The 22,957-nt window shown below is 47.7% G+C and carries 23 protein-coding genes; 5 read left to right on the top strand and 18 right to left on the bottom strand.

The genetic code is table 11. The features are described from left to right. Positions 1-37: 37 nt before the first annotated feature. From Q8J68_RS13180 to Q8J68_RS13150, 7 genes are all read right to left on the bottom strand, one after another. On the bottom strand, positions 38-1,948 hold the full coding sequence (locus Q8J68_RS13180; RefSeq protein ID WP_305311974.1) for a beta-CASP ribonuclease aCPSF1: 1,911 nt from the start codon (positions 1,946-1,948) through the stop codon (positions 38-40). Positions 1,949-2,063: 115 nt separating this feature from the next. After that, positions 2,064-2,696 (bottom strand): archaeal proteasome endopeptidase complex subunit beta, encoded by a 633-nt coding sequence (gene psmB / locus Q8J68_RS13175; RefSeq protein ID WP_015054783.1) that lies wholly within the window; start codon positions 2,694-2,696, stop codon positions 2,064-2,066. A 110-nt stretch (positions 2,697-2,806) separates the two neighbouring features. After that, a complete protein-coding gene (locus tag Q8J68_RS13170) occupies positions 2,807-3,298 on the bottom strand; it encodes a TIGR00295 family protein (RefSeq protein WP_370867651.1) in 492 nt (163 codons plus the stop codon). A gap of 16 nt (positions 3,299-3,314) precedes the next feature. Then, positions 3,315-3,809 (bottom strand): transcription factor, encoded by a 495-nt coding sequence (locus Q8J68_RS13165; RefSeq protein ID WP_305311973.1) that lies wholly within the window; start codon positions 3,807-3,809, stop codon positions 3,315-3,317. A gap of 120 nt (positions 3,810-3,929) precedes the next feature. Then, a complete protein-coding gene (locus Q8J68_RS13160) occupies positions 3,930-5,099 on the bottom strand; it encodes an ATP-grasp domain-containing protein (protein WP_305311972.1) in 1,170 nt (389 codons plus the stop codon). Between the two features lie 12 nt (positions 5,100-5,111). Beyond that, positions 5,112-6,179 carry a 60S ribosomal export protein NMD3 gene (locus tag Q8J68_RS13155; RefSeq protein ID WP_305311971.1) on the bottom strand — a complete coding sequence of 356 codons (1,068 nt, stop codon included), beginning with the start codon at positions 6,177-6,179 and terminating at the stop codon, positions 5,112-5,114. A 57-nt stretch (positions 6,180-6,236) separates the two neighbouring features. Continuing rightward, positions 6,237-7,292, bottom strand: coding sequence for a DUF362 domain-containing protein (locus Q8J68_RS13150; protein WP_305311970.1), 1,056 nt, complete (start codon positions 7,290-7,292; stop codon positions 6,237-6,239). Between the two features lie 376 nt (positions 7,293-7,668). Between Q8J68_RS13150 and Q8J68_RS13145 the strand changes: the two genes are divergently transcribed. Beyond that, the gene (locus Q8J68_RS13145) at positions 7,669-7,836 is read left to right on the top strand and encodes a hypothetical protein (protein WP_305311969.1); all 168 of its coding nucleotides are present in this window, start codon (positions 7,669-7,671) and stop codon (positions 7,834-7,836) included. Next, the gene (locus Q8J68_RS13140) at positions 7,827-8,006 is read left to right on the top strand and encodes a hypothetical protein (RefSeq protein ID WP_048147235.1); all 180 of its coding nucleotides are present in this window, start codon (positions 7,827-7,829) and stop codon (positions 8,004-8,006) included. Before Q8J68_RS13145 ends, Q8J68_RS13140 begins: the two co-directional genes overlap by 10 nt. Before the next feature lie 27 nt (positions 8,007-8,033). On the opposite strand, the gene Q8J68_RS13135 is transcribed toward Q8J68_RS13140, so the two are convergent. The 7 genes from Q8J68_RS13135 to cdhA form a co-directional block, all read right to left on the bottom strand. Beyond that, positions 8,034-8,381 carry a hypothetical protein gene (locus tag Q8J68_RS13135; RefSeq protein WP_305311968.1) on the bottom strand — a complete coding sequence of 116 codons (348 nt, stop codon included), beginning with the start codon at positions 8,379-8,381 and terminating at the stop codon, positions 8,034-8,036. Positions 8,382-8,502: 121 nt separating this feature from the next. Further along, entirely contained in the window at positions 8,503-9,909 is a 1,407-nt protein-coding gene (gene acsC / locus Q8J68_RS13130) for an acetyl-CoA decarbonylase/synthase complex subunit gamma (protein WP_305311967.1), read from the bottom strand. A gap of 3 nt (positions 9,910-9,912) precedes the next feature. Then, positions 9,913-11,244 carry a CO dehydrogenase/acetyl-CoA synthase subunit delta gene (cdhD, locus tag Q8J68_RS13125; protein WP_305311966.1) on the bottom strand — a complete coding sequence of 444 codons (1,332 nt, stop codon included), beginning with the start codon at positions 11,242-11,244 and terminating at the stop codon, positions 9,913-9,915. A gap of 43 nt (positions 11,245-11,287) precedes the next feature. Next, positions 11,288-12,040, bottom strand: coding sequence for an AAA family ATPase (locus Q8J68_RS13120; protein ID WP_305311965.1), 753 nt, complete (start codon positions 12,038-12,040; stop codon positions 11,288-11,290). Positions 12,041-12,051: 11 nt separating this feature from the next. Then, the gene (gene cdhC, locus Q8J68_RS13115; RefSeq protein WP_305311964.1) at positions 12,052-13,473 is read right to left on the bottom strand and encodes a CO dehydrogenase/CO-methylating acetyl-CoA synthase complex subunit beta; all 1,422 of its coding nucleotides are present in this window, start codon (positions 13,471-13,473) and stop codon (positions 12,052-12,054) included. Positions 13,474-13,503: 30 nt separating this feature from the next. Beyond that, positions 13,504-14,016 carry a CO dehydrogenase/acetyl-CoA synthase complex subunit epsilon gene (cdhB, locus tag Q8J68_RS13110; protein ID WP_305311963.1) on the bottom strand — a complete coding sequence of 171 codons (513 nt, stop codon included), beginning with the start codon at positions 14,014-14,016 and terminating at the stop codon, positions 13,504-13,506. A gap of 2 nt (positions 14,017-14,018) precedes the next feature. Beyond that, a complete protein-coding gene (gene cdhA, locus Q8J68_RS13105) occupies positions 14,019-16,427 on the bottom strand; it encodes a CO dehydrogenase/acetyl-CoA synthase complex subunit alpha (protein ID WP_305311962.1) in 2,409 nt (802 codons plus the stop codon). A gap of 357 nt (positions 16,428-16,784) precedes the next feature. On the opposite strand from cdhA, the gene Q8J68_RS13100 reads away from it, so the two are divergent. From Q8J68_RS13100 to Q8J68_RS13090, 3 genes are all read left to right on the top strand, one after another. Continuing rightward, entirely contained in the window at positions 16,785-17,657 is an 873-nt protein-coding gene (locus Q8J68_RS13100; protein WP_305312012.1) for a rhomboid family intramembrane serine protease, read from the top strand. A 26-nt stretch (positions 17,658-17,683) separates the two neighbouring features. Next, complete coding sequence (locus Q8J68_RS13095; RefSeq protein ID WP_305311961.1) at positions 17,684-18,082, top strand: hypothetical protein; 399 nt, start codon at positions 17,684-17,686, stop codon at positions 18,080-18,082. Positions 18,083-18,273: 191 nt separating this feature from the next. Then, complete coding sequence (locus Q8J68_RS13090) at positions 18,274-18,873, top strand: TIGR00288 family NYN domain-containing protein (RefSeq protein ID WP_305311960.1); 600 nt, start codon at positions 18,274-18,276, stop codon at positions 18,871-18,873. On the opposite strand, the gene Q8J68_RS13085 is transcribed toward Q8J68_RS13090, so the two are convergent. From Q8J68_RS13085 to Q8J68_RS13070, 4 genes are all read right to left on the bottom strand, one after another. Further along, complete coding sequence (locus Q8J68_RS13085; RefSeq protein WP_305311959.1) at positions 18,870-20,042, bottom strand: homocitrate synthase family protein; 1,173 nt, start codon at positions 20,040-20,042, stop codon at positions 18,870-18,872. The two genes, Q8J68_RS13090 and Q8J68_RS13085, sit on opposite strands and share 4 nt — an antisense overlap. A 224-nt stretch (positions 20,043-20,266) precedes the next feature. Then, positions 20,267-21,100, bottom strand: coding sequence for an NAD(+)/NADH kinase (locus Q8J68_RS13080; protein ID WP_305311958.1), 834 nt, complete (start codon positions 21,098-21,100; stop codon positions 20,267-20,269). Continuing rightward, positions 21,090-21,905 (bottom strand): bifunctional fructose-bisphosphatase/inositol-phosphate phosphatase, encoded by an 816-nt coding sequence (locus tag Q8J68_RS13075; protein ID WP_305311957.1) that lies wholly within the window; start codon positions 21,903-21,905, stop codon positions 21,090-21,092. The genes Q8J68_RS13080 and Q8J68_RS13075 overlap by 11 nt, the downstream gene beginning before the upstream one ends. A 14-nt stretch (positions 21,906-21,919) precedes the next feature. Then, positions 21,920-22,927: a type II glyceraldehyde-3-phosphate dehydrogenase gene (locus Q8J68_RS13070; RefSeq protein WP_305311956.1), complete on the bottom strand. Its 1,008-nt coding sequence runs from the start codon at positions 22,925-22,927 to the stop codon at positions 21,920-21,922. Positions 22,928-22,957 lie beyond the last annotated feature (30 nt).

The following is a 22,957-nucleotide window of genomic DNA, read 5'->3' as shown; positions in this document are numbered from 1 at the left end:
AGAAAACAAGGTATAAGAAAAGAGAAACACGGTACGGTTATACCAGCCGTACTGTTTCAAGGTTTGTCAGTGCTCTTGTCTCAAGCTTGTTCTTCTTGTGTATCGAACTTGCAAGGTCAAGGCAGGAGCGCTCGTCACCGTGCTCCGTGAACACTCTTTCGGGGCGTGGCTTCATCTTCTTGATGTAATCCATCAACTGTCTTCTGTCTGAATGGCCTGAGAAGCCGTCAACCACTTCTACCTGCATGTTCATGGATATAACATGCGTTCCATTGCTGGTAGAGAGAGGAATCTCCTTCCACCCTTTCTGTATCCTGCGACCCAGGGTTCCGTCTGCCTGGTAACCTACGAACACAAGGGTGTTCTTCTCATCGTCTGCGAACTTCTTGAAATATTCTATAACCGGGCCTGCATTCATCATACCTGAGGTGGCGAGAATCACACAAGGCTCTGGCTCTTGAAGGATTTTCTGTCTCAGTTCGTTGGAGTCCACAGGCTTGAAGCATTCTGCCAGGAACGGGTTTTCTCCCTTCTGGAAGATAAGCTTGCGCAGATCGTTGTTCAGGTATTCGGGATAGGTGGCGTGAATTGCCGTTGCTTCCCATATCATGCCGTCGAGATAGACCGGGACGTTGGGTATTTCCCCTTTGCGAATTGCATCCTCAAGGACTATCATTACTTCCTGGCTCCTTCCAACCGCAAATGCAGGGATAAGAACCACACCATTCCTGTTCAGGGTTGTATTGATCACGTTCTTGAGATTGTTCTCAGCTTCCAGGAGGGAAGGCTGCATAGCATTAGCACTTCCATATGTCGATTCCATCACTACACTTTCCACACGGGGGAACTTATTCACTGCTGCATCGAACAGTCTGGTCTTCTCGTACTTGAAATCACCCGTAAAGACCACATTATGCAGCCCGTCACCTATGTGGAAGTGGGACACGGCTGACCCGAGGATATGCCCGGCATTATGGAAAGTAAGCTTGACATCCGGTGCGATATCGGTCACTTCTTCATAGTCCAGCACGATAGTGTGTTTAAGAACTTCCCTTACATCTGCTGAAGAGTATGGTGGCCTCTTACCTTCTTTTGCAGCTACGTCTATGTAGTCAAGCTGCAGCAGTGCCATAAGGTCGCGTGTGGGGGGAGTACAGTACACCGGACCTTCAAAACCATACTTATATAGTAACGGCACAAGACCCTGATGGTCCAGGTGGGCGTGTGTCAGCACAACTGCATCTATCTGGTTTATAGGGAAAGCCTCGGGAACATAGAGGTAAGGCGACATGTTGTCATCAGAAGCGACATTGACGCCACAGTCTACCATGATCCTGGACTCAGGGGTTGAGATGATAAAGCAACTACGACCAACTTCCTTTGCCCCACCGAGGGATGTTATCCTTACCCAATGGTCCTTGGAAGTGCATCCTCTGTGGATCTTCCTTCCCACGGCCTTAAGGATGTCTTTCCTTTCCTTGTGGTTGGTACGCATGAACTCACGGATGTTCTTTACGGTCCTTGATTTGATTGGTGGTGCTCTGACCACTTTTGGTGTCCAGCCGATCTTCTTGGTGATCTCTCTGAGGGTCTCACCGTGTTTTCCTATAACAAGGCCTGGTTTTTCAGCTTCGATGATGACTTCCCCGACATCCGGGTCAAAATGGTAGTTTGATACCATCGCTTCCTCAGGCACTGTCTCAGCAATTCTCTGTATGGATTCCTCCGGAGGTGTAAGCACTTTAGGGTCAGGGCGCACTACAATGCGTGTCCTGAGTACTTTTGCCAGATTCCTGACAATGTTACCGTTATCTGCGAATTTCTTGGGCTCTTCTGTATAAATAACAAGCTGCGGACCTTCAAATTCAACACTAGAAATAGTCGTGCCGCTTGGCAACTTCTCTTCGATTTTCTTCTTAAGATCAGATAGTACTTCTTCTACCGCCATTAAAACAGCCTTCCTGTAAAAAAGTAAAAAATTGGGTTTAAAAAGTGTAATTTTTTAAAATTACATAATTTAACATTACTTGAACATTTTGATGTATAGTAAAGATCAGTAAGCGTCAGTTAAGTAATTCCCTGACCTTCTTCACATCCTCGAGTTCGAGCCTTGTGAACTGATCCTTCGTTATGATGACCACATCGATCCCATCCCCTGACGCGGAATCCCTTTTCATGGCATTATGAAGTGCCCTGACAGCCAGTTCCACACCTTCCTGGGTGGTCATGTTCTCCTTATACCTGTCCTCAAGCACACCGTATGCTATGGGTGAACCGGAACCTGTCGCAACAACCCTCTTCTCATCAATGTTCCCGCCGAGAGCATCAATTGAGTATAGTTCAGGGCCATGCTTGTCATAACCTCCTACCAGCAGCTGCACCATCAGTGGATAGTAGCGCTGTCCGCTCAGGAGATTTGATAACATCGTTGTTAACCCTTTGATTGTCATTGATTCTTTGCGTCTCATTTTGTACAGCTTTGATTCAACGCTTATGATACGTACGATTTGCTGAGCATCTCCCACGGAGCCAGCAGTTGTCATTGCTGCGAAGTCGTCGATCTGGTATATCTTCTTTGCAGTCTTGCTTGCGATAAGATGCCCCATTGTTGCACGCTGTTCGGTCGCCATAACGACACCGTCACTGCATACTATCCCAACTGTGGTTGTACCTTTTAAATACTTATCATCGGTCATTAGTTATACCTCTAGCTAAAAATGAGTAAGTGATATGATAAAAACGTGTTATGCATTTATTGCACAGCTACCCATTAGTGATTTTTATATAAATAATTATCCCTTGTGTCTTACTGAATGCCAATTTCATCAGCAAGCGCTCTGACTCTCTTGATGCTCTCAATATCGATATTCTTTTCTGTCATCATTGCAATGCGTTCGTCCATAGTTATCCTTCTTGTCCCGACTATCAGGTTATCCGCATGAGCAACTATCTTTTCCTCGATCGTCCGGGGCATGTAGTCATCTTCCGGCAGGCCTAACCGGACAGCCTCTTCAGTGCTGATACCTGCACCGATATGCCTTTTGATGATCTCTGTGAGCTGCTTGTCAAGACCAAGCTCCCGGGCAATGGCCACGCCCTCTATGGCATGGGCAATACCGTGTGTCCTGGCGCGTCCCAGGTCATGCAGCAATCCTCCCAATTCTATGAGTTCCATGTCCGGATACTCTTTTTTAGATGAGAACTTTCCGGCAATATCGACTGCAAGCTTAGAGACTGCAATGCAATGCGCTATGACATCATTGTTGCATCCTGAATCTTTCAGGATCTTCAAAGCCATCTCACGTGAGATCATATCAGTCTTTTTCAAACAGTTCAAGCCTTTTGTGGATCCTGCCTGTGAATGGCTGGTTATCCTCAAACATCATGTCCTCTCCACAGAGGGGACAGAGGAATTCACATTCTGTTGCTTCGTTGAAGTTCATGCGAGTGCATCCTTCCGGGCAGCTGTAAAATACATTATCCTCTTCAAAGCAAAGGCGTGTCCTGAGGTTCTTAACAAGCCTTTTTTTCTCTTTGACAAGCTGGGGCTCAATATCTGACATGTCTAATGTCCAGAGATATGTCAGCCATCCGCTGCTGGAGTCGCGCTCCCTCCTGCAGACAGCCAGTTTGTTCTCGTTGAGAATGAATAGTGTCCGGCGCACGATATTAAGCAGTATTCCTGTCGCCTGTGCAATCTGTTCATCCGTAACCTCGCCTTCGGGCATATTCCGGATCATTTCCACCCCTTCTTCGCCCACCAGCCGGATAAGATATCCCCTGATAACTGGATTATTCAGATCTATCAAAAAACATTCACCTCGTGAAATGTATGCTTATGCAATGTATTACAATATTAAGTTTTGGTAAAAGCCTCTGTAATTAAATCACACACAAGCATTTTACCTTCCCGGAACATGTTCACAGGACTAGTCTACATTTAAGCGTTGACGTATAAACATGACGCTTTGTTCGATCTCACTCATTACCTTTTTTCTGGTGTCACCCGTGGATATTACTGATGTTACCGGCTCATTCTCTCCTATAACATCGCCTCTGTTGGGGATATCCGCAGTCTTCTTTGCAATTATTCCCTCCATTGCATGTTCTGTAACAACTCTTCTTTGATCCGCGTACATCACTGCCCGGGCGGCATATTGTCTATAGACAGGCTTTCGGGTTCTTTCCTGTTTAATGTTGCCTTCAAAGGCTTCCATATGTTCCCCAAATAGATTTGTTCCGGTTGCAAGTTCAACTGTATCCATGCTTCCCTGGAACCTGGCATTTACTTCTATTACAACGGGACCACTATCCGTAATGAGGAAATCCACTCCCGTGGACCCTATCAGTCCAAGTTGATATATTAGCTCTTCAGCTATATTTTTCATTTGGTTGGCATATGGGGTAATAATCGGTGTCACATTGCCGCAATACGCAAATGGAAGTTTTGTAAGCCAAGGTACTCCGATAAGTTGTTCATTCACCGCTACAGTGCAGGCTTTATCCTGTGTCGATATGACCGAAACACTGGCAGGGGTGCCGGTGAGGTAATCCTGGAATACCATGTCCTCTTTTTTCAGGGGGATTTGTGCATTTTCCAAAAAAAGCATGTAGTCGTCCAGCTCTTCCGGGCTGTATAGCACGCGATTGAAAATCCCCCCGCCTGCACATGCAGGTTTGACCATCAGCGGAAACGGGGCATTCTGAAGCTCCGGGCGGGAGTAAGTTCTCGGATGTGGCATCCCTATCGATTCAAGGAGTTCTGAGAATCTGGATTTGTCCGAAACCTGTCTCATTGCCGAAGGGTTGTTATGCAGCACGGGAAATCTGCTTTCCGGCAGTTCCAGTGTCTCAAACCCGGATGCGGGTATGATAGCATCGAAATCCACTCCAAAAGTGTTGATCATTTCCGTCAGCAAGGCAGGCTCAATACCCTTGCTGTTAAAGCGTCCTTGAGTTTCAAGTTTCTTTGCTGCGTTTGCACATTTCAGCATATCCTGATCACAGAAAGCGTCAATTGCGAACATATTGTAGCCTGCACGGCATCCCGAGCAGACCGCGTTGCGGGTACTGAATCCTATTACAAGTATGTTTTTCATGTATGAGGATATTCAAAGATCGTTTTTTCTTGATGTTTCATCAGGCAGCGCCACAAGGCCGATACTCGCTTTTATTACAGGAACTTCATCTCCTTCTGAAGCACTGAAAGGAACAGGTATCTTAACCGTGACCGTCTCAAAATTATCCGGGTCAAGCAGCATCATTTCATCTTTCTCTATGGAAACGACTACTGCCTTTTTAGCAGTGCTCCTCTTTGCGATGAGCACGAAACCTTTCATGTCGTCTGGTGATGAAATGAACCTGCCACTTTTGATAAGATCCGTCCCGGTCACGCTTTTTGAGAACTTCTTTATTTCGACAACCTTATCCTTGAACTCGATTATATCCCCAGGCATGAACTCAGGAAGCCTGAGAGAGAATGTCATTCTGTAAACTTCTTTTCCATCCTTTCTTCCAAAAAGGGAAGAAGATTCAGCAAAGCCTCCTCCAAGCTCAGCGACTATCTCTTTACAAATAATTCTGGTCGCATTGGCAGATCCCATATAAAGGTCAATACCATCCCTTGCCTCCGCGGAATTAGTTATGAAGGCTGTCCTGTCACCCTTCTTCTGCATTTTGTCCAGCGTGTTGTTTATTATCTGCATGCATCTTTTCTTTTCTTCTTCGGTCGGATGACGGCTGGCTGCCCTTATCTGGAGTATTGCCTCAAAGTAATTGCCTGACATCCTGCTGCACATATCGCAGGCTATGCGGGTTATGCGCGCTTCAGTTTCAATGCTCTGCTGCACCGGTTCTCCAAGGATGGTGGCAGAGGCTTCGATCTTTACACGATACACGTGTGGAGTCATCTGTTTTGGCTCAATGCATAATTCAATATCATCCGCCTTATCATGTATAAGTAGTGCATCCTCTGCTGTCTGTATCACAATCTCCGGGATCGTGTAGTCATTGTTCCATTTGCCTTTGAGAAGCTGTGCTCCGCAGGTCGGGCATATTTTAGCATACAGCACCAAAGGTGCTTCTATCAGATGGGATGCTTTAAAAAAGCAATCTTTGCAGAGACCGTCAATAAGTCCCTGTGTAAGTCCCCCGCATTTGGGACAGGTGATATCGTTCATTGTCTTTCAATCCTTGAGCCGATTTATAATATTTTCGCTTATTTTCATTCTGCCTGTTCAGCGCAGGGAATATTGCAGGCTGCCTGCTCCTATCTTCGCAGCATACTCAACGTGGATGACCGGGTCTACGTTCCACACACTGGTGAGTTGTCCCACATGGTCATGCTTCATTCTCCGGTTAATAAGGTCGATGCTTGCCACATCTATTGCAACGGGATCCTTTGATGCAAGTATCCCTATATCGCCAGCGAACGTGGGTGCGGAGAAGTTAAAACAGTCACATCCCGGGGTCAGGTTGAATATCCAGTTGATGTATCCTATCTTTCCCCCAAGGGCCTTTACAGGTCCCAGAGCCGCCTCTCCAAGCCGGGCCTGCATCTCATCGGTGAATCCTTCAGGTGGCACAATTGCCCCATACCTGCAGCTATTTGCGCACGAAAGGTCGCCTTTGCACAACTCCGTATTCACCCTGGCTGTGTCGCCCTCCATGTACAGTGCACCCCACAGGCACTCTGATATGCACTTGCTACAGCCTGTACATTTTTCGGGGTCTATGTCAGGTACGCCCGGTTTGTGGACAAGGGTCTTGCCTGCTTTATCCAGACACCCCATGCCCAGGTTCTTTACGGTGCCCCCGAAGCCGGAAGCAGGATGGCCTTTGCAATGAGACAGCATTATCATTGAATCTGCCTTAGCGATAGCTGAGGCAACCGTTATCTCATCGAGCTTTGTTCCGTTGATCCTGACGACTATACTGTCATCACCATGAAGCCCGTCGGCACAAATAAAAGGAGCTCCCATACCTGCATGTGAGAATCCGTTCGATGCCGCGGTACAGATGAGGTCCGCAGCATTGAACCTCCTGCCTTTATATAATACCGTGGTATCGGTGACAAAAGGTATGCCACCAGCTTCCTTTACAAGGTCGACCACTGTTTTGACAAGTATCGGGTGTATGTGTGTGGTGTTCCCATACTCTCCCGGGTGTATCTTCACAGCAACGATATCTCCTTCTTGAACAGGCGATATCTTTGGGAACAGGGCGGTGATCTGGTCTATCTGGGTCTCATCAGCACCTATACTTTCCGCAGGTTTGAAAAAAACATCGCTCATCTGTATTCCTCTGTCGTTAATGTTCTTCTGAGTATATGTATGTGCATCCTGACCTTCTCTTTTTTAGCATCCGGTGTGTTTCTATAGTGCCTATATATTCAATATTGGTATATACAGATTATTTACATCAAATATATCTATTCAGAAGCAATTCTATACTCTGTAAGAGAGAAAAGGAGTAATGAATTATGCGAAACGTTCAAAAGTGTGTAAAAACATATAAGTGTCAGAAGATGGAGACCGAATATATGTCCATTGTAAATGGTCAATACGAAAAGTGTGTGGATGCTGATGAGTTGGATTTGATCCGGTTCATGATAGGCGGTATTGGCTCAAAGTAAAGCTGGGGAAAACCGGACAATGAAAGGGGCTTCATATGAGCAGAAGGGACGGTACGTCGTGTGAGTACTGTGGCACCGGGCTTAAGAGACAGTCTGTAGGATCGAATGTGTTCTACTACTGTGAAAGGTGCGGCAGGATCACTTCAGGAAACGACATTGCCTTAGTAGGAGCAGATTGTAGTATGGTGGGAGCATGTGTGTAATAGAAACGATGGGGTACTCGAAAGAGAACAAGTTGATGTACTGTACCAGTTGCATCATTTATAGGAAAACGGGTAAGTGCGAATATCTCAGGTATCTTGAGTCAAAGGTCACAGTTGACCTTGCAAAAGATCTGGTTCAGGAGATGTCTGCTACTGACTGTGGTCTTTAATAAGGGCTTCTTCGAGAAACGTGTGTGTCACTGGATGAACCAGTCTACATAGGCCATGATATCTCTCTTTTGCCAGTTGTGCAGCTTAGCCGGACTATCCTTGCGGGAGGCATCAAAAAGAGCTTCGAGCTGCTCTCTGTCAAGTACATGGACTTTGTACTTTCCACCGGCACTATCGCGGATGAAGTATCCGGGCTCCATGGAATCTGACTTTTTCCACATGCTTATCTTATCATAATTCCATAATGTATCTGCCCATTCTGCAAGCTTGCGTATATGTTCATCTGTGATATCTGCAACATCTCCTACTATTGTGCAGTGCTTACCGTTTTTTGTAAGCTCAAGGCTTTTCTCACTTCGTACGATAAGTTCCATGGTTTCACATATTAGAATTCCACAAGCTCTATAATAGTATTGTGATTCCTTTTTAGCGTATAGGAAAAAATAGTATAGACCTCCGTGTGGTTAAGGCACGGAGATCAACCGTTGAATTTATTTACTTCTTCGGAGGCCAGTTCTTCTCCAGCCAGCCTGGTATACGGCCTGAGTCCGCGGGCCCTATAAGGATCTTGGACCCGGTCTCATCCTCAACATCTCCCTGCAGACGTGCAGCAAGTCCAGGCAGGATGATGGTGTTATGGGATGTGTCATCCTTCATATTGAATCCGGACTCTTCGATCCCCTTCTTTATTTTGGCAGCCGTAAGCTGGCCACCTGCCACCGCAGCCTCGACACCTATACCATCGGTGTCGATAGCCCATAGGAAACAGTCTATCTTGTTGGAAGAGATGTCGCTCTCCACAGTGTAGTATGTAAGGGCGAAGTTTGTCGTCACGAACACAGGTGAATCCTTTGTAGGAGCCCCGATCTTGTACATCCCGGGGTCAACGCTCACAGGCTTTCTTGGATCTGTGTATATCGTATCACGGATGTGAAGCTCCGGCAGCATCGCATAAGGTTCGATGCTATGGAGAATCATTATGTCTCCATACTTTATGGTGAAAACTGAAGCGACAACAGTTTCCCAATATGATGCACTTACGGGATCGTCGTGGACCATCCAGGCTGTCAGTGGAACTGCCATGAGCGGGAATGCTATCTCCCGGTCGCCGTCTATACCTGCCCTGCGTATCTTGATGAAGTTACTGAAAGTTTCTTTAAGCTGTTTTCCTGAGGGGAATGTTCCCGGGTCGAGCACAAGTTTCTCGGTGCCCATCTCAGCAAAGGTCTTTGCGAGTGATTTCAGCAGATCGAGGTCATTGGGTGCGAAGAGAGTTACAGGCACATCGTACTCGAGAGCCAGGGCAGCCACCTGTTGCCAGTTGTCCTTGTTTGCGGCATATAGCAGCGGGTTCCTGTCTTTTGCAACTTCAAGTCCGGCCTTCAGCACTTCCGGGTTGAATGAACAGAGCACTAAAGGCATGTCTGTTGTCTCAACGACCTTCTTCACCGCAGATGCGAACTTTTTGGGATCGTTGGACGTGCTGCGCACAGCTACCATGTCAACTGTCAGGAAGTTGCCTACATAGAATTTCTTAAAACCCTGTATCTTATTCACTCTTTCCACAAGATCCTTCTCGTCCATGGTGTCCCATACATCATAGGCCAGTGCAGTCTGGTTGAAGAATGTCAGCTTGTGGCGGTAGAGCACATCATCGCCGCCGATCTTCACGACCTTTTCACCGACACCGATCTCGACCTGTCTGATCTCGGGTGCGAGCAGTCCCTGAAGCTGATCGAGTTTTTTCCTGAACTTGTCCTCGAGCATCGGGGTACATTCACTGAGTTTCTTGGATCTGTCTATCAGGTGCGAGGCAAATGCCATACATGTCTGCTCACCGCATATTGCGCAGTTTGTACCGGGCAGGTACTTGTAAGCCTCAAGAGGGCTGTTGATCTTCATGTTTTACACCTCCGCTCCGATCCAGTTACTGATGTCCAGCTCCTCAGCCTCGATGGAGCCATAGAGTGTCTGGGTTATTTCCTTGAGCACCTGAACAGATGTCGGGTGCATCATCATGAACATGTCGTTACCTGCAAGCGAGAGTGCAAGGCCTGTGACAATTTCCCAAATAGGGCCACGATATTCTCTCGGGCCCCAGTCCGAGTCCTGCTTCAGCGGGGATGCTACCATCCATGACTCACGGGCGCCCCAGGCGTTGGTGGTACCGGAGGACATAGGGAATGTCAGCTCGTCGTCGCCCATTAGACCTGCGAGCCTTATACGCTCCATGTTGGTGTATGCGTAGTCAAGTCCGTATCCCAGTGCTGCGGTTGTCGGGTCCATTACAATGCTGTCCCTTGGGACCTTGCACTGCTTCATGAGCTTCCTGTTAAGTTCTTTCTGGGCATTGATCTCAAGCTGTGTCCATGAGAGCACAACATGGCCATGTTCCACAGCAGCCCTTGCAATCCTCTCATAGTCCAGATTAAGGCTTGCGGAAGCAAGCAGCACACGCTCACCGGCTGCAACCTCTGCGGCCTTTTCCAGCACTTCAGGGTCTTTCTCAGGATTTCCTGAACCGCCGATGACAATAGGTACATCCACTGCCTGCAATACGTCCTCTACAACCTTTGCAGCGTCCCGCGCAGAAGTATCCTTGATGAGCGGATCAGTGGAGATGAGGTGAATGGTCACCATGTCCGCATTGAAGTCACGAACAACCTTCTTGGCCCATTCCGCAGGGTCATTGATAACATCATCATAATTGGACTTGACAGCCTTTGCCATTCCAATGGGCATGTCAAACACGTCCATTGTCACGTAGTTCCTGTGAGGCATTGCGGCGTCGAAATAATAAGGAAGCGCATTCTCTCCGCCAATTGTCACTGTGCTCTTCCTGGAACCTCCGTCTGCTGATGTGGCACCTAATGTCACTTCCTGGATGGGGTTGTTCCAGTTGCTCATCTTTGCGACCTCGAACTTAGAGGCCAGTAGTTCCTGCATCCTCGGAGTAGTCCCAAGTGAAGGTGCCTGGGGCCCAGGGATGCCATTCATACCAAAAGCAGATGCGAATAACTGTTCCGCAGGGAATCCGAGCATCCTTCCTATATTGGCCATGTGCAGGGATATCTGTGATATCTCGCTTCCAAGCGCATAGGCCAGCGCAGGGTTAAGCCCTCCGCCACCTGTGATATTCAGTTCGATGTCGCCTTCAATGGTCACTCCTTCGAGAGACTCTATATTGAGTTCCTGCAACATCTCAGTAAGTTGCGTCAACTTCATTTTCTGTGTCATGTGCATTCCACCATGTAATGATACTCTTGAGTTAGAAACCTGATCACAAACCCAGTTTTGCAGCTATTTTCTCAATTTCCCGGACTGCAGCCGAATCGTCAGGAAGCTCGAACAATGGCTCCCCGGCAAGATCCTTGCGGATGAGCATCTCGTCAACAGGGATCATCCCTATAAGCTCCAGCCCGAGTTCCTTCGCTGTGCCTGCTATAGTTTCACGGTTTGTTTCTGTGACCTTGTTTGCAATAACATAAATATTTGATACATCTGTCTCCATCTCATCCACAAGTTCCCGGATGCGCTCAGCAGTCCGCAATCCCCGGCGGGACCCATCCGTCACCACGATCAGGTCGTCTACTTTGCGGAAGATCCTGCGGCTGAAGTGCTCCAGCCCGGCCTCAGCGTCAATGATGAGGATGTCATAGTTGTCCACAAGCTTGTCCATGATGCCGCGCAGGAGGTTATTGACGTAGCAATAACAACCTGCACCTTCGGGTCTGCCCATGACCAGCAGGTCATACTTTGGCATTTCTTCGATGATCTCGTACAGCTTTGATTTGAGCACCGACTCCTTGTTGGAGTCAGGAGGCAGGTTATCTCGCTCGCTGTGCATGAACTCCTTGATGTCGCCGATGGTCTTGCTAACCTCGCAGCCAAGGGTTTCGGGAAGGTTTGTATCGGGGTCGGCATCGACTGCAAGGATGACTTTGTTCCCCTTTGCAAGCTGGCGTATCAGAAGGGCCGACGTTGCAGTCTTCCCTGTTCCGCCCTTGCCTGTCACTGCAATGATCCTGGCCACAGAATACCTCTTTAATCCTCTTTCAGGATGGTGATCTTGTCAACGGTCACCTTTGCATTCTTCAGGATGATCCTGACCCCACCGGAGCCGCCGCCCATCATTGGCATGGCCGGCATGAAGTTGGATGGAATCTGCATCATCTGCGGTGCAGCAAATCCTGCCTGGGGAGTTGCCTGTGCCTTTGCAGGTGCTTCATCTTCAACCTCTTCCTCTGCTTCTTCTTCCACCCATCTCTCCAGTATCGGATGATTCTTCTCTTTCAGGAAATTCCTGAGGGAATCAATATCCTTTGCATCATCTTCGGTAGCAATCTTCTCACGTATGTCTTCGGGCATATCCTGGAATACTTTTTCCTTGAGCATCTTTGGCATCCATACCACTCTGTTCCAGCCACCGTCGGCCTGGATGAATTTGGGTGAGCGGAAGTAGTTGACGCCTACTCCGAGGAAACCTACTACCTGTTTTCCTCCGCCGGTCTGTCCTGCCATTGTGGAGAATTGCAGCCCGTTGGGTGCCGTGCCTGCGAAATCCCTGTCTACCCAGCCGATTCCATCAACTTCAGGGATATAGAATCCTACAACTTCAAAGCAGCCGCAGGAAGTGTGTGGGTATTCCATAAAAGAGTGCAGTTTGATACGGTCGTATTCACCGCTTGAAAGCTTCTTTGCAAACTCGTTTACGCCTGAGTACTCTCCTGATTCCGCATCCAGAAGCTCTCCCTTAGGGATAGCGAACTGTGGTCCCTCGGGGTCCACCTTTGCGGCTGCCCTTCCGTCAAACCAGTTGATGGCACCACAAAGGGATATCCTGTCAGGGGTAACGACACATACATTAGTGGGTGCGAAGGAGGCACATAATGTACACCCATAAAAGGTGTCAACATCCTCATCATGCAGGCCGCGTGTCCTCTCGTCCCTTGCCTTGTAGACTGCCCTTGTGTTCTCGATCTCTTTCTCTATCTCTTCCATATCGGTGATATAGATAGCCTCGACCTTCTCTATGAACGGGAGTTCGTTCTTGAAGAGCATCATCACCGCTTTTGCGATATGCTCAAAGGAATTCAGCCCTTTGCTGACAGCTTCCTTACCCACCCTGATCCACACATCATCTCTCTGGTTGAGATGCATCATGCCCTGGATGTAGTTCTGGAATTCGTGGTTCCTTCTTTCTACTATGGACTCAAGGTCTGTTTCCACAAGTTCACCTGCGATCCTGTAGATCATTGCGAACGGGTATCGTGAACCCTCTTCCATATCCGAAAGATCGGGTCCGATGAGTGTGAACCTGCCATCCTCAACATCATTCATATCTGCAGCCCTTACAAGCTCAAAACCCTTGGATTTCGGACCTGCAAGCTCGACATGCATACCTTCTTTTCTTATTCTCTCTCCCTCGAACATAGGAGATATCTCAAAAGGAAATTCATCTGCCATGATTAGTTCTCCACGTTTAGCATTCAATGATCAAAGATTCTCGATAAATTCGTCCAGCGCTTCAATGTGCACATCCGGCCTGAGGTTACCAAAGGACAAAGTCGCATTCTGCATGAAATGCCTTTCGATTGCAATGGTCTTCAGGTCCGAGAAGTTCTTGAAGCCTGAAAGTACCTGGTCCAGGTAGTATTTCTTGTGTCCAAGGAAGACTATCATATCATATGAACCCTGCCCGTCAAGTCCCTTCCAGTTCTTGTCCCCGAGGTAATGGGCCAGTGCATGGATGTTGATGTATTTTGCATTCACGCCCTTGCCATGGAAGACAGTGATGGCATGGCCTGTCGCAGCTATCTGCACGCCCTTCTTTCCAATAGCAATAGCCCTCTGTGCAAGCTGCTCGTTGTCAACGATCTCAGCGCCAGCTACCAGAAGTGGTTTCTTTGCTTTTGATATCAGCTTAGCTGCAACATTGGGGTTGACCGGCTTTGCGGTCTTCGTTCCCCAGGTGGTATACATAAGTGTGTTCTTGGTCGTATCTACCATTTTCAGCACTCTCCCTTGCAAAGTCTCTTGAGGTTTGTAGGCTGGGCTGAGACATCTGACTTCATCCTCGGACCGGACAGGATCTTCTTCCTCTTCCAGTCGATCTCCCATCCATGGTCCTTTTCAAGTATCTTAAGGAGCTCTTCACGCTTTGCCAGCGGAAGATCCGTTTCAGTCCTGACGAACCTGTGCCAGTCATCTGGCATCTGCCCAAGGTATTTCTGGCTGAGCTCTATATAGTGGGTCAGCTTGATCATCCTTCCCATGTTGTTGTCGGATGGGCGTATGCAGTTCTTTGCAAGCATGGGCATAAGTTCCTCGACAGTCTCAACAGTCGTAAGCAGGAACTCGGGTGAGGCAGGTATTGGCAGATCCTCGCCGTTCCTTGCGTCATAGAGTTTCCAGTGCTCTTCTTCATACGGCTTGCCTATTAGGGCTCTCCTGTATTTTGAACCATGTGGTCCGACAACCACCGGGATTCCAAGCCTGTTACATCCGGTTGCAATAGAGCCTGCTTTCTGTGAATAGGCACCCCATGCAACACCAACAGCACCAATACGGTTCATGATGTAATCGGCGATCTCCTCGTAGTTTCCGGTGATGTTGCGCTGGGCGAATATGGCTGCCACCTTGATCGCAGTTCCGGTTATATGTGAGTTGGATACGCAGGAGCCTACGTTAATAAGGTTGCCTCCGAGGAATTTTGCAGGATACCTCTCATACAGGGTTTTGCCGTCCTCATCCTTGTACATCCCCAGGTCCATTGCAGAGCAGCCTGATGTGAGCATGATGTAGTTCCTCTTGAGCATCTCCTCGGCAAGTTTATACAGGTCCTTGGTGCCCTCCGGATAGTTGGAGCAGCCTACCAGGGCAATGATTCCTGGTGTAGTTCCCATGACCAGATTGACACCTTCCTGCCTGATCTCCGGGTCGCTTATCTGTCCCCTTCCGGAGCGTATCAGGCCCTTCTCCTGGCTGATGGCCTTCTGTGAAGCCTTTTCGATGACATCCAGGACCGGTATATCCTTCGGACAAGCCTGGTCGCACCTTCCGCAGGCAACGCAGTGATCATGCAGGCTTTCGAATTTTGTCAGGTCACCTTCGACACAGGCTTTCATTGCATCCATGATCGGAAGGTTGTTAGGACAGACCAGTTCGCATGCACCGCAGTGTACGCACTTTCCAGCCAGCGCGGTGAGCTCTTCATCACTCGGGAGCGCCTTAATGCCCTTTTCCTTACGCAGGGGAGCCACTTTCATTACAAGCCTCGGGGCAACCTCGCCAAGCAGGTCCAGGTCAAGTATGAGTGCCCCTGCCTCTTTTCCGCTGACAAGGTCCTCGATGATGTTGTCAGCCTTGTCCTTTGAGCGGTTGCGCAGTCCGTACATGATCTTTTCATTACAGGTGATGACCGGGATGGAAAGTCTCTTAGCTTCATCCAGTACGTCTGCTCTGACACACTGCTCGTCTACGACGATGACATCCGGTATACCCGAACGTATCATCTTGAGTTCCTTTGCAAGGGTTCCCACGACCTTTGCATAGGGCTGTCCACCCTTGTCCATCTGGTAGCGGATCATGTCAATGGCAGTGCAGCACAGGCCACCCAGCTCTATCTTGTCCGAGAGGTCATTCTCATGCATGTAATCTATCATGTTTGCTACACCTGCAACGTTGTGTCCGATGACCAGCAACATGGGTTTGGTGGCATCTATGCACCCCATGCCTATCTCAGCCAGCGGCGCCTCCGGGTCGGATTTTGGCATTCCCATACAGGACATCTGGGCCAGGTCGGAGATCTCCATGCCTACATGGTCCAGCATTCCGCCATGCATTGCCTTTGATTCGAAGTCTATGGCTGCACCCTCCTGCCCCATGTGGACTGTCGCAAGCAGTTGCGTGAGTTGCTCTTCCACATACTCGATTGCAGCTTCGAGGTCTCCAAGGGTCTTTGGCTTGATGCCCGTAACCATCTGGACATTGGGTGCAAGCAGGTTTGATGGTCCTACGTCAAGAGGATGGTCACGTCCGTGACGTTCTATCAGATAGTGCAGGAGGTGTCTGCCGTGTCCGGAGTGGGCAGCTGCGCCGGTGATTACCCTGAGCAGGAACTCGCGGGACTGGTGGGCAGCCAGGTTAATGCCACAGGCTCCTTCCTTGTTTCCTCCCAGATCGCATTTCCCGAAAGTACAGTAACAACATTGGTCACACTGCGGGGTGTATACTGGCTGATAGCGGGTGAGCAACTGGTGATCCCAGTCCCTGAGTGCGGAGACACTGGGTTTAGGAGTTGGTCCCATATCTATTTCTTCCGCCACCTTTTCTTCTATAGCGCCGACTATCTTCCCGATCGTGATCTGGACATTTTCCAGGTCTTCAATGGAAAAATGTCCGGTTGATATCTTGCTCATTGTATCTTGTTCTCCTGTAGGTGTGTTATTAATCACTGTAATCGTATGAGATAATGTTAATATCCGCTCAGTACGTAATAAACTTGAAACAGTTTTATTGAGGGCTCTAACAATATCATCCTATAAATAGATTTCCAGAATCTATCACGATTATTTATGACAATGGTATCTAGCTCCAGATACTTAGAGAAATAATCAATAATAATTGTTTTGGCCCAAGGTTGATAAGCAACTTTCACATATAAGTATTACGATATTTATCATGATTATTCTTGACAATCAGCAGCGTGTTTTACCATCTATCCCTGGAAATCGTTTTATCTGATGCGAACCTTATAAGCGTCACTATTTGTCATGGTGAAAACATTGGATAAAAAATGCTGGATATGCGGCAGGGAAGAGCACTTACCTTTCAAATGCCGTTTTTGTGGAAACGTATTCTGTTCTCAGCACAGGCTTCCTGAGCAGCATGCATGCGCGGGCCTTGAGAAAGTGAAACAACACAGTGCAGACGGTTCAAACCGCGCGAACAGACAGTCTGGAACAGATGATATCATGAAAGATGTGCTAAAGAGCACTGCCAAATATGCCGCAAAGAGTGCGTTCCGAGGAATCAGGAACAATGTAAGTTACTCCATGAGAAGCAGCCCTTCCATGGCAATTATATATCTTTGCCTGTTCTCGTTCCTCTTACAAATGGTGCTGGACCCAATGGGCATAAATTATGCTCAATTTTTTATGTTTGTACCTATAAACTTCTTGGCACAGCCATGGACTTTAATCACTCATATGTTCCTTCACAACGGTTTCTTTCATCTGTTTTTCAATATGATGGTACTGTTCTTTTTCGGCCCGGAACTTGAGCGCAGAGCAGGTAAAGCTACCTTCCTACGGGTCTACTTCATTGCAGGTGTCGTTGCGGTTTTAGGTTACTCTCTAACCACTTCGCAACCTCATATCGGCGTGGTCGGGGCAAGTGGTGCCATAATGGGTGTGTTTGCAGCTCTCGCAGTCATTGCACCGGAAATCCGCGTTTATGTGTATTTCATCCCTATGAGGATAGTGCATGCTTTGATCCTGTTCGCACTGGTTGACTTCTTACTGATAGGGTCTAACGATATGGTGGCTCACACTGCCCACCTCACAGGCATACTGGTAGGTCTTCTTATGGGACTGAGGATCAAAAAGAGTCAGCAAAGGTCTGGATGGCATGATCCCTACCGTTACTGAAGAAGGTGATCCTGCTGGATAAGGGTATGACTCGTATGAAATGCCTCTTCCCAAGGCCTGAAGAAAACGAAGAGATCCCTATCCAGTTCATTGACATGCAACAGAAACTGGCAGGCTGGTCCCCGCGGCTTAAACGTTCGGTTTACGTGGATGATTTTAAGGATACAGAGGGCTTGAAAAGGGTAAGGGATGTGACTCTCCTTCGTGTTTACAACTGGTTTCTTGAAGGTGAAAGTCTTATTGAATTGTCAGAGATGGAGAAGTCCCAGTTTGAGTGCATCATGGATATGTTTATAAGACATGGTGGAGAAATTCGATATACGAGGAAGAAGGTAGGGGAACGGTTAATCAATTATTTCCTTTTAGAGGAAGGCCGCATATCACAAAAGAGTGTCAAGGCAAGATTGTTCTCTGACCTTCTTTGATTCCCGGGAAAGGTTTAAGGAACTGGCATAATATTTATGGCAGTCAGTAACAATTATATGCTATCAGGATTAAGATTTACCTGCAATTATAGTGCCTATGGCGATTATCTATCTGGTATCTCAACATTGGAAACAGTTGATATAGGAATATTATATTTATATGCACCTTGTAATACTTATAGTGAGGAATCATGGCCAACGTGAAAACCGGACTGAATTCTATCGTTAAATATCTTAGTACAAAGAAAGAAACTGGCAGACGCAGTATCGGTCTTCTTGTCGATGGCCCCAACGTGCTCAGGAAAGAGTTCAATGTCAACCTTGAAGAGATAAGGGATGTGTTAAAGGAATACGGTAATGTCAAGATAGGACGTGTCTTCCTTAACCAGTATGCATCCGATAAACTTGTGGAGGCCATTGAGAATAACGGCTTTGAGCCGATAATCTGTTCAAGCGACGTAGATGTCAGGCTTGCGGTGGAGGGGATGGAGCTTGTGTACAATCCTACCATAGATACTCTTGCCCTGGTCACAAGAGATGCTGATTTCAAGCCTCTCCTGAACAAAGCTAACGAACATGGTAAGGAAACCATCATCTTTGGGGTCGAGCCAGGTTTTTCAACCGCTCTTCGCAACTCTGCTGATTATGTTATCATCCTTGAGAATAATCGCATGAACTACCATGATGATTATGTTCCCGAGAATGGTGGAGGAGAGCGGCCACTTGAAGTGGCAGAGAAGGATACAGTGTCAGGCTCCCATAGGAAAAAAGGTACGGTTGTGGAGTATTAAACCCCGCTGACATCATTGATCATTTCTTTCAGTCTTTTCGGGGATATTCCTTTCTTTGCCTCTGTGCAGTTCTTTATTTTCTCAAGCAGGGCACAGAGCTGCTCTTTCTCGAGATCATATCCCATACTTTTAACAATGCCCCTCAGTGCTTTCATGCCTGTGTGTTTACCAACTATAAGGTGTCGGGTTCCTCCAACCATTTCAGGGCTGAAGAGCTCATAGGTCCTTGGCTCTTCCAGAATGGCACAGACATGTATGCCTGACTCGTGCGAGAATGCATGTTCCCCTACTATGGCCTTGGTGATGGCTGGCCTGATACCTGAGAAATCATTGACCATTCTTGAAAGCTCCACCAGTTTTGTGGTATCATACCTTTCAATTCCGTATTGGACCCGAAGGGAAACAAGTATCTCTTCCAGGGAAGCATTACCAGCTCTTTCCCCGATAGCATTTACAGTCGTATGGAGTTGCTTTGCTCCGGCTTCGGCAGCAGCCAGCGTGTTTGCAGTTGCCATTCCCAGGTCGTTATGGCAATGGATACAGATGGGTGTATGCACTACTTTCTTAATCTCGCTGACAAGGTAATAGGTGGTGCTTGGAGAAAGTATTCCAATGGTATCAGCAATGCTGACGTAGTCCACTTTATACTCCTCTGCAGCCCTGAAAGCTTTCTTCAGTACCTCGATATCGGTCCTTGAGCCGTCCTCGGCTGCAAACCTTACACCGACCCCGTGGTCCTTAGCGTACTGGACAGCCTCCATTGCGCTGGCAAACATCTCATCGTAGGTCTTGTGATACTTGTATTTGAGATGAAGGTCTGACATGGCTATGAACACGCTGATAAAATCTACATCACATTCAACGGCAACCTCTACATCACTGATAACAGAACGTGAAAGGCAGCAGGTTTTGGCATTCAGGCCCATGTTTGCTATTTCTTTCACTATTGATTTTTCAGCAGAGGACACTACAGGGAAACCTGCTTCAATGATCTCAACACCAATAGAATCAAGCTCATTTGCAAGTGCTATCTTCTCTTCCCTTGTAAAAACAACCCCTGGTGTCTGTTCACCATCACGCAGTGTGACATCGCAGATCTCAATATCAAGAGGCTTCAGATTAAGGTAATCGACAAGTTTATTCCTTGAATATGCTTCGATTTGTGACATGCTCTTTTTTCCTGTGAATGAGGAAAATCCCTGTTACATATTTAAGTTTTAGGATTCGAAGACCTTTTTGCTATGATGCGGTACTGCAGTATCTACCCACAAACGGTAATCTTTATCAAGTGAAAGGAAGGTAAATGCCTGCACCTTTGCTAATCCTGCTCAAGCATTGCCTCTCTTTTGAAGTTGCCCGTGTGTATGTACTTACATTTAGCACCTTAAAGTGCCTAGGCAAGTTTGCTCTGCACTTTTTCATAGAATCCGTTGACAGAACTGCTGACAAACCTTGCAGGGTTCTTTGCTCTTGTAAGTGTGACAACATCGTTGGCCTTAATGCTGTAAGAGTGCTGGCCATCAATGACTATCACTGCTTCCTTTTCAGGGATTATCATCTCAACTTTGATAGTGCTTGCAGCCGGGACCACCCACGGTCTGGCAGAAAGCTTGAAAGGTGCCAGGGGTACTATCAGGGTGGCGTTAACTCTTGGGTCAACTATGGGGCCGCCTGCACTCATCGCATAAGCTGTCGACCCAGTGGGGGTCGCAATGACTACTCCGTCAGCCCGAATCACTTCCATCAGCGACTCATCCAGTGATACTCGGAAAGTAAGTATCTTTGCAGGCCTTGCAGTGATAAGCACAACCTCATTGGTTGCAGGAGGAAGTGTTTCCGCATTGAATGACACATCCAGTCGGCTGCGTTCTGTGTATGTGAATCCTCTGAGCACATCCTCAATGGCGGTGATGGCCTCTCCGGGCTGTACATCAACAAGGAATCCCAATGTGCCCATATTTATTCCCAGGACAGGTAACGGGTCTTCCATCTTTGAAATGTTGCGCAGTACGGTTCCATCCCCGCCGATGGATATAACAAATTCGGCCCCGGCACTCCTCATGTTCTCAACAGGGACAGCCAGGTTGCTTTTTCCCAGGTGTTCTGCGGTTTTGGGAGACAGCACGATTTCGACCTTTTTCTCAAAGGTCTGCAAAATTGTCCCTGCCATCTCCAGGGCTTCCAGGTTATCATAGCGTGATACAATGCCGATCTTTTTAACCTTCATGCGAACTTCCTGCCAAAAGCTTCAATATATCTTCATGCGCATGCCCGTTGGATGCAACCATGTGTACTTTGTTTATTATACTGTCCTCAAGAAGCAGAGGAGCACCGGACCCATCAGTGACAACCCCGCCTGCCTCTTCTATGATCAATTTGCCGGCTGCAACGTCAGTCAGGCGCAGTGATCCCCTTACATCGATGAATGCATCGAACTTCCCTGCAGCTGTGTAGCACAACTCAAGAGCCACGCTACCAAGTATTCGTACCCTTCTGACCTTCCTGCAAAGCATGGTGGTTTCTTTGACGTGGGGCCTGTAACCATAGATACTTACACAGAATTTACTTATGTCCGACTTATTAGATATTTCTATTCTTCCTGAATTAAGAAAAGCCCCTTTGCCCCGACGGGCATGAAATATGTCTCCGGTGGCGAGGTTCTTCACATACCCGAAACACATCTCTTCCTCAAGCGCGTGCTTGAATGCCAGAGATATGCTGTAAAATGGGATCCCAAAGCATGCATTGTAGGTCCCGTCAATAGGGTCAACTATAATTGTGTATTGTGGAGAGTCACCTATTATCTTCTCACCACATTCCTCACTGAGGATTCTTATGGATCTTCCTTCTCCTGAGAGTATTTCCAGGATCACTTTTTCCGCGATGTCATCGATAAATTTAGTAGGGGTACCGTCAGCTCCCATATAAAGAGTATCGCTGGCCCTGAGCGTTCCCGTAATATCCTTTATACGGTCGTGCACAGCATCAGCTATCCGGTTGCTCAGCCCCAGAAAATAATAATCATCCTCCATAAAGAAAATGGGTATCAGATACCCATTGCCTTGTTGGTCTTAGCTACGGATCTTGCGCCGTCCTTCTCAAGTTCCGTCATTGCACGGATTGCATCCACATTATCCGGTATAACGATGGATTCCTGATGGATGGCCTGGAAGAAATAGAGTTCTCCTTCGTGCATTGTGATGGAATCATCCCATACACAGTTCTCCCACATATCGTTCCTCGGGCGTCCGAGGTCCCTGCCAAGCTCTATTATCTCTGCAGTGGAGTTAATGCCTTGTCCTATGAGCCTTATGCGGGACTGCTTCTCAAAGATGCTTCTTACATCAGACGCAGAGCATTCTTTATCGAGCTCGATATTGAGTGTGTGTACATGCATGAGCGTCGTAGGAAGTTTTACTGCAGTTGACACTATATTGATGTGAGGTAAGATGGTCTTGACATCCGGGCCGTGGTGTGAAGGGAGTTTGATAGGGTTTGGCACTATTGCGTTGATAGGTCCTTTCTTGATATCTCCGGGGTCGGCTGCTCTTCTCATAAGGGTGACCCTTACCTTGTTGACGCCGAATTGCTGGTCCAGAGGATAGATGACCCTGCACAGACCTGTGGTGTTACACGAGACTACCCTTACGAAGTCCTTACCGAAGGCCTCCTCGTAATTGGCTGTCGCATTGAAGGAAACACCAGCAAGCTCGTGCTCTTCCCCGCCCTGCCAGATGGCCTTGACGCCAGCCTTCTCATATAAGCTCTTGTTCTCTTCTCCAACTCCCCCGGGAGTGCAGTCAACCACAATATCGGCATTTGCAACCATGTCCTCAATGCTGCCAGCCACAGGTATGCCGGCTTTTTTCATTGCATCCATCTTGTCTGCAAGAGTATATACAGGGTAACCCTTCTGATATGCAAGTTGGGTCTCAAAGTTAGGTCTGGTCTTGGAAATACCTATGACTTCCATATCGTCCTGCAGGTTTACAGCATCTGCAACTCTTTTACCTATGGTACCGTAACCGTTTATAGCCACTTTTACTTTCGACATCTTTTGTCCCTTCCGTTTAGCATTTGACAT

The organism is Methanolobus sp., from assembly GCF_030682845.1.
Taxonomy (GTDB): Archaea; Halobacteriota; Methanosarcinia; order Methanosarcinales; family Methanosarcinaceae; genus Methanolobus.
This window is presented reverse-complemented; position numbering and strand designations above follow the sequence as displayed.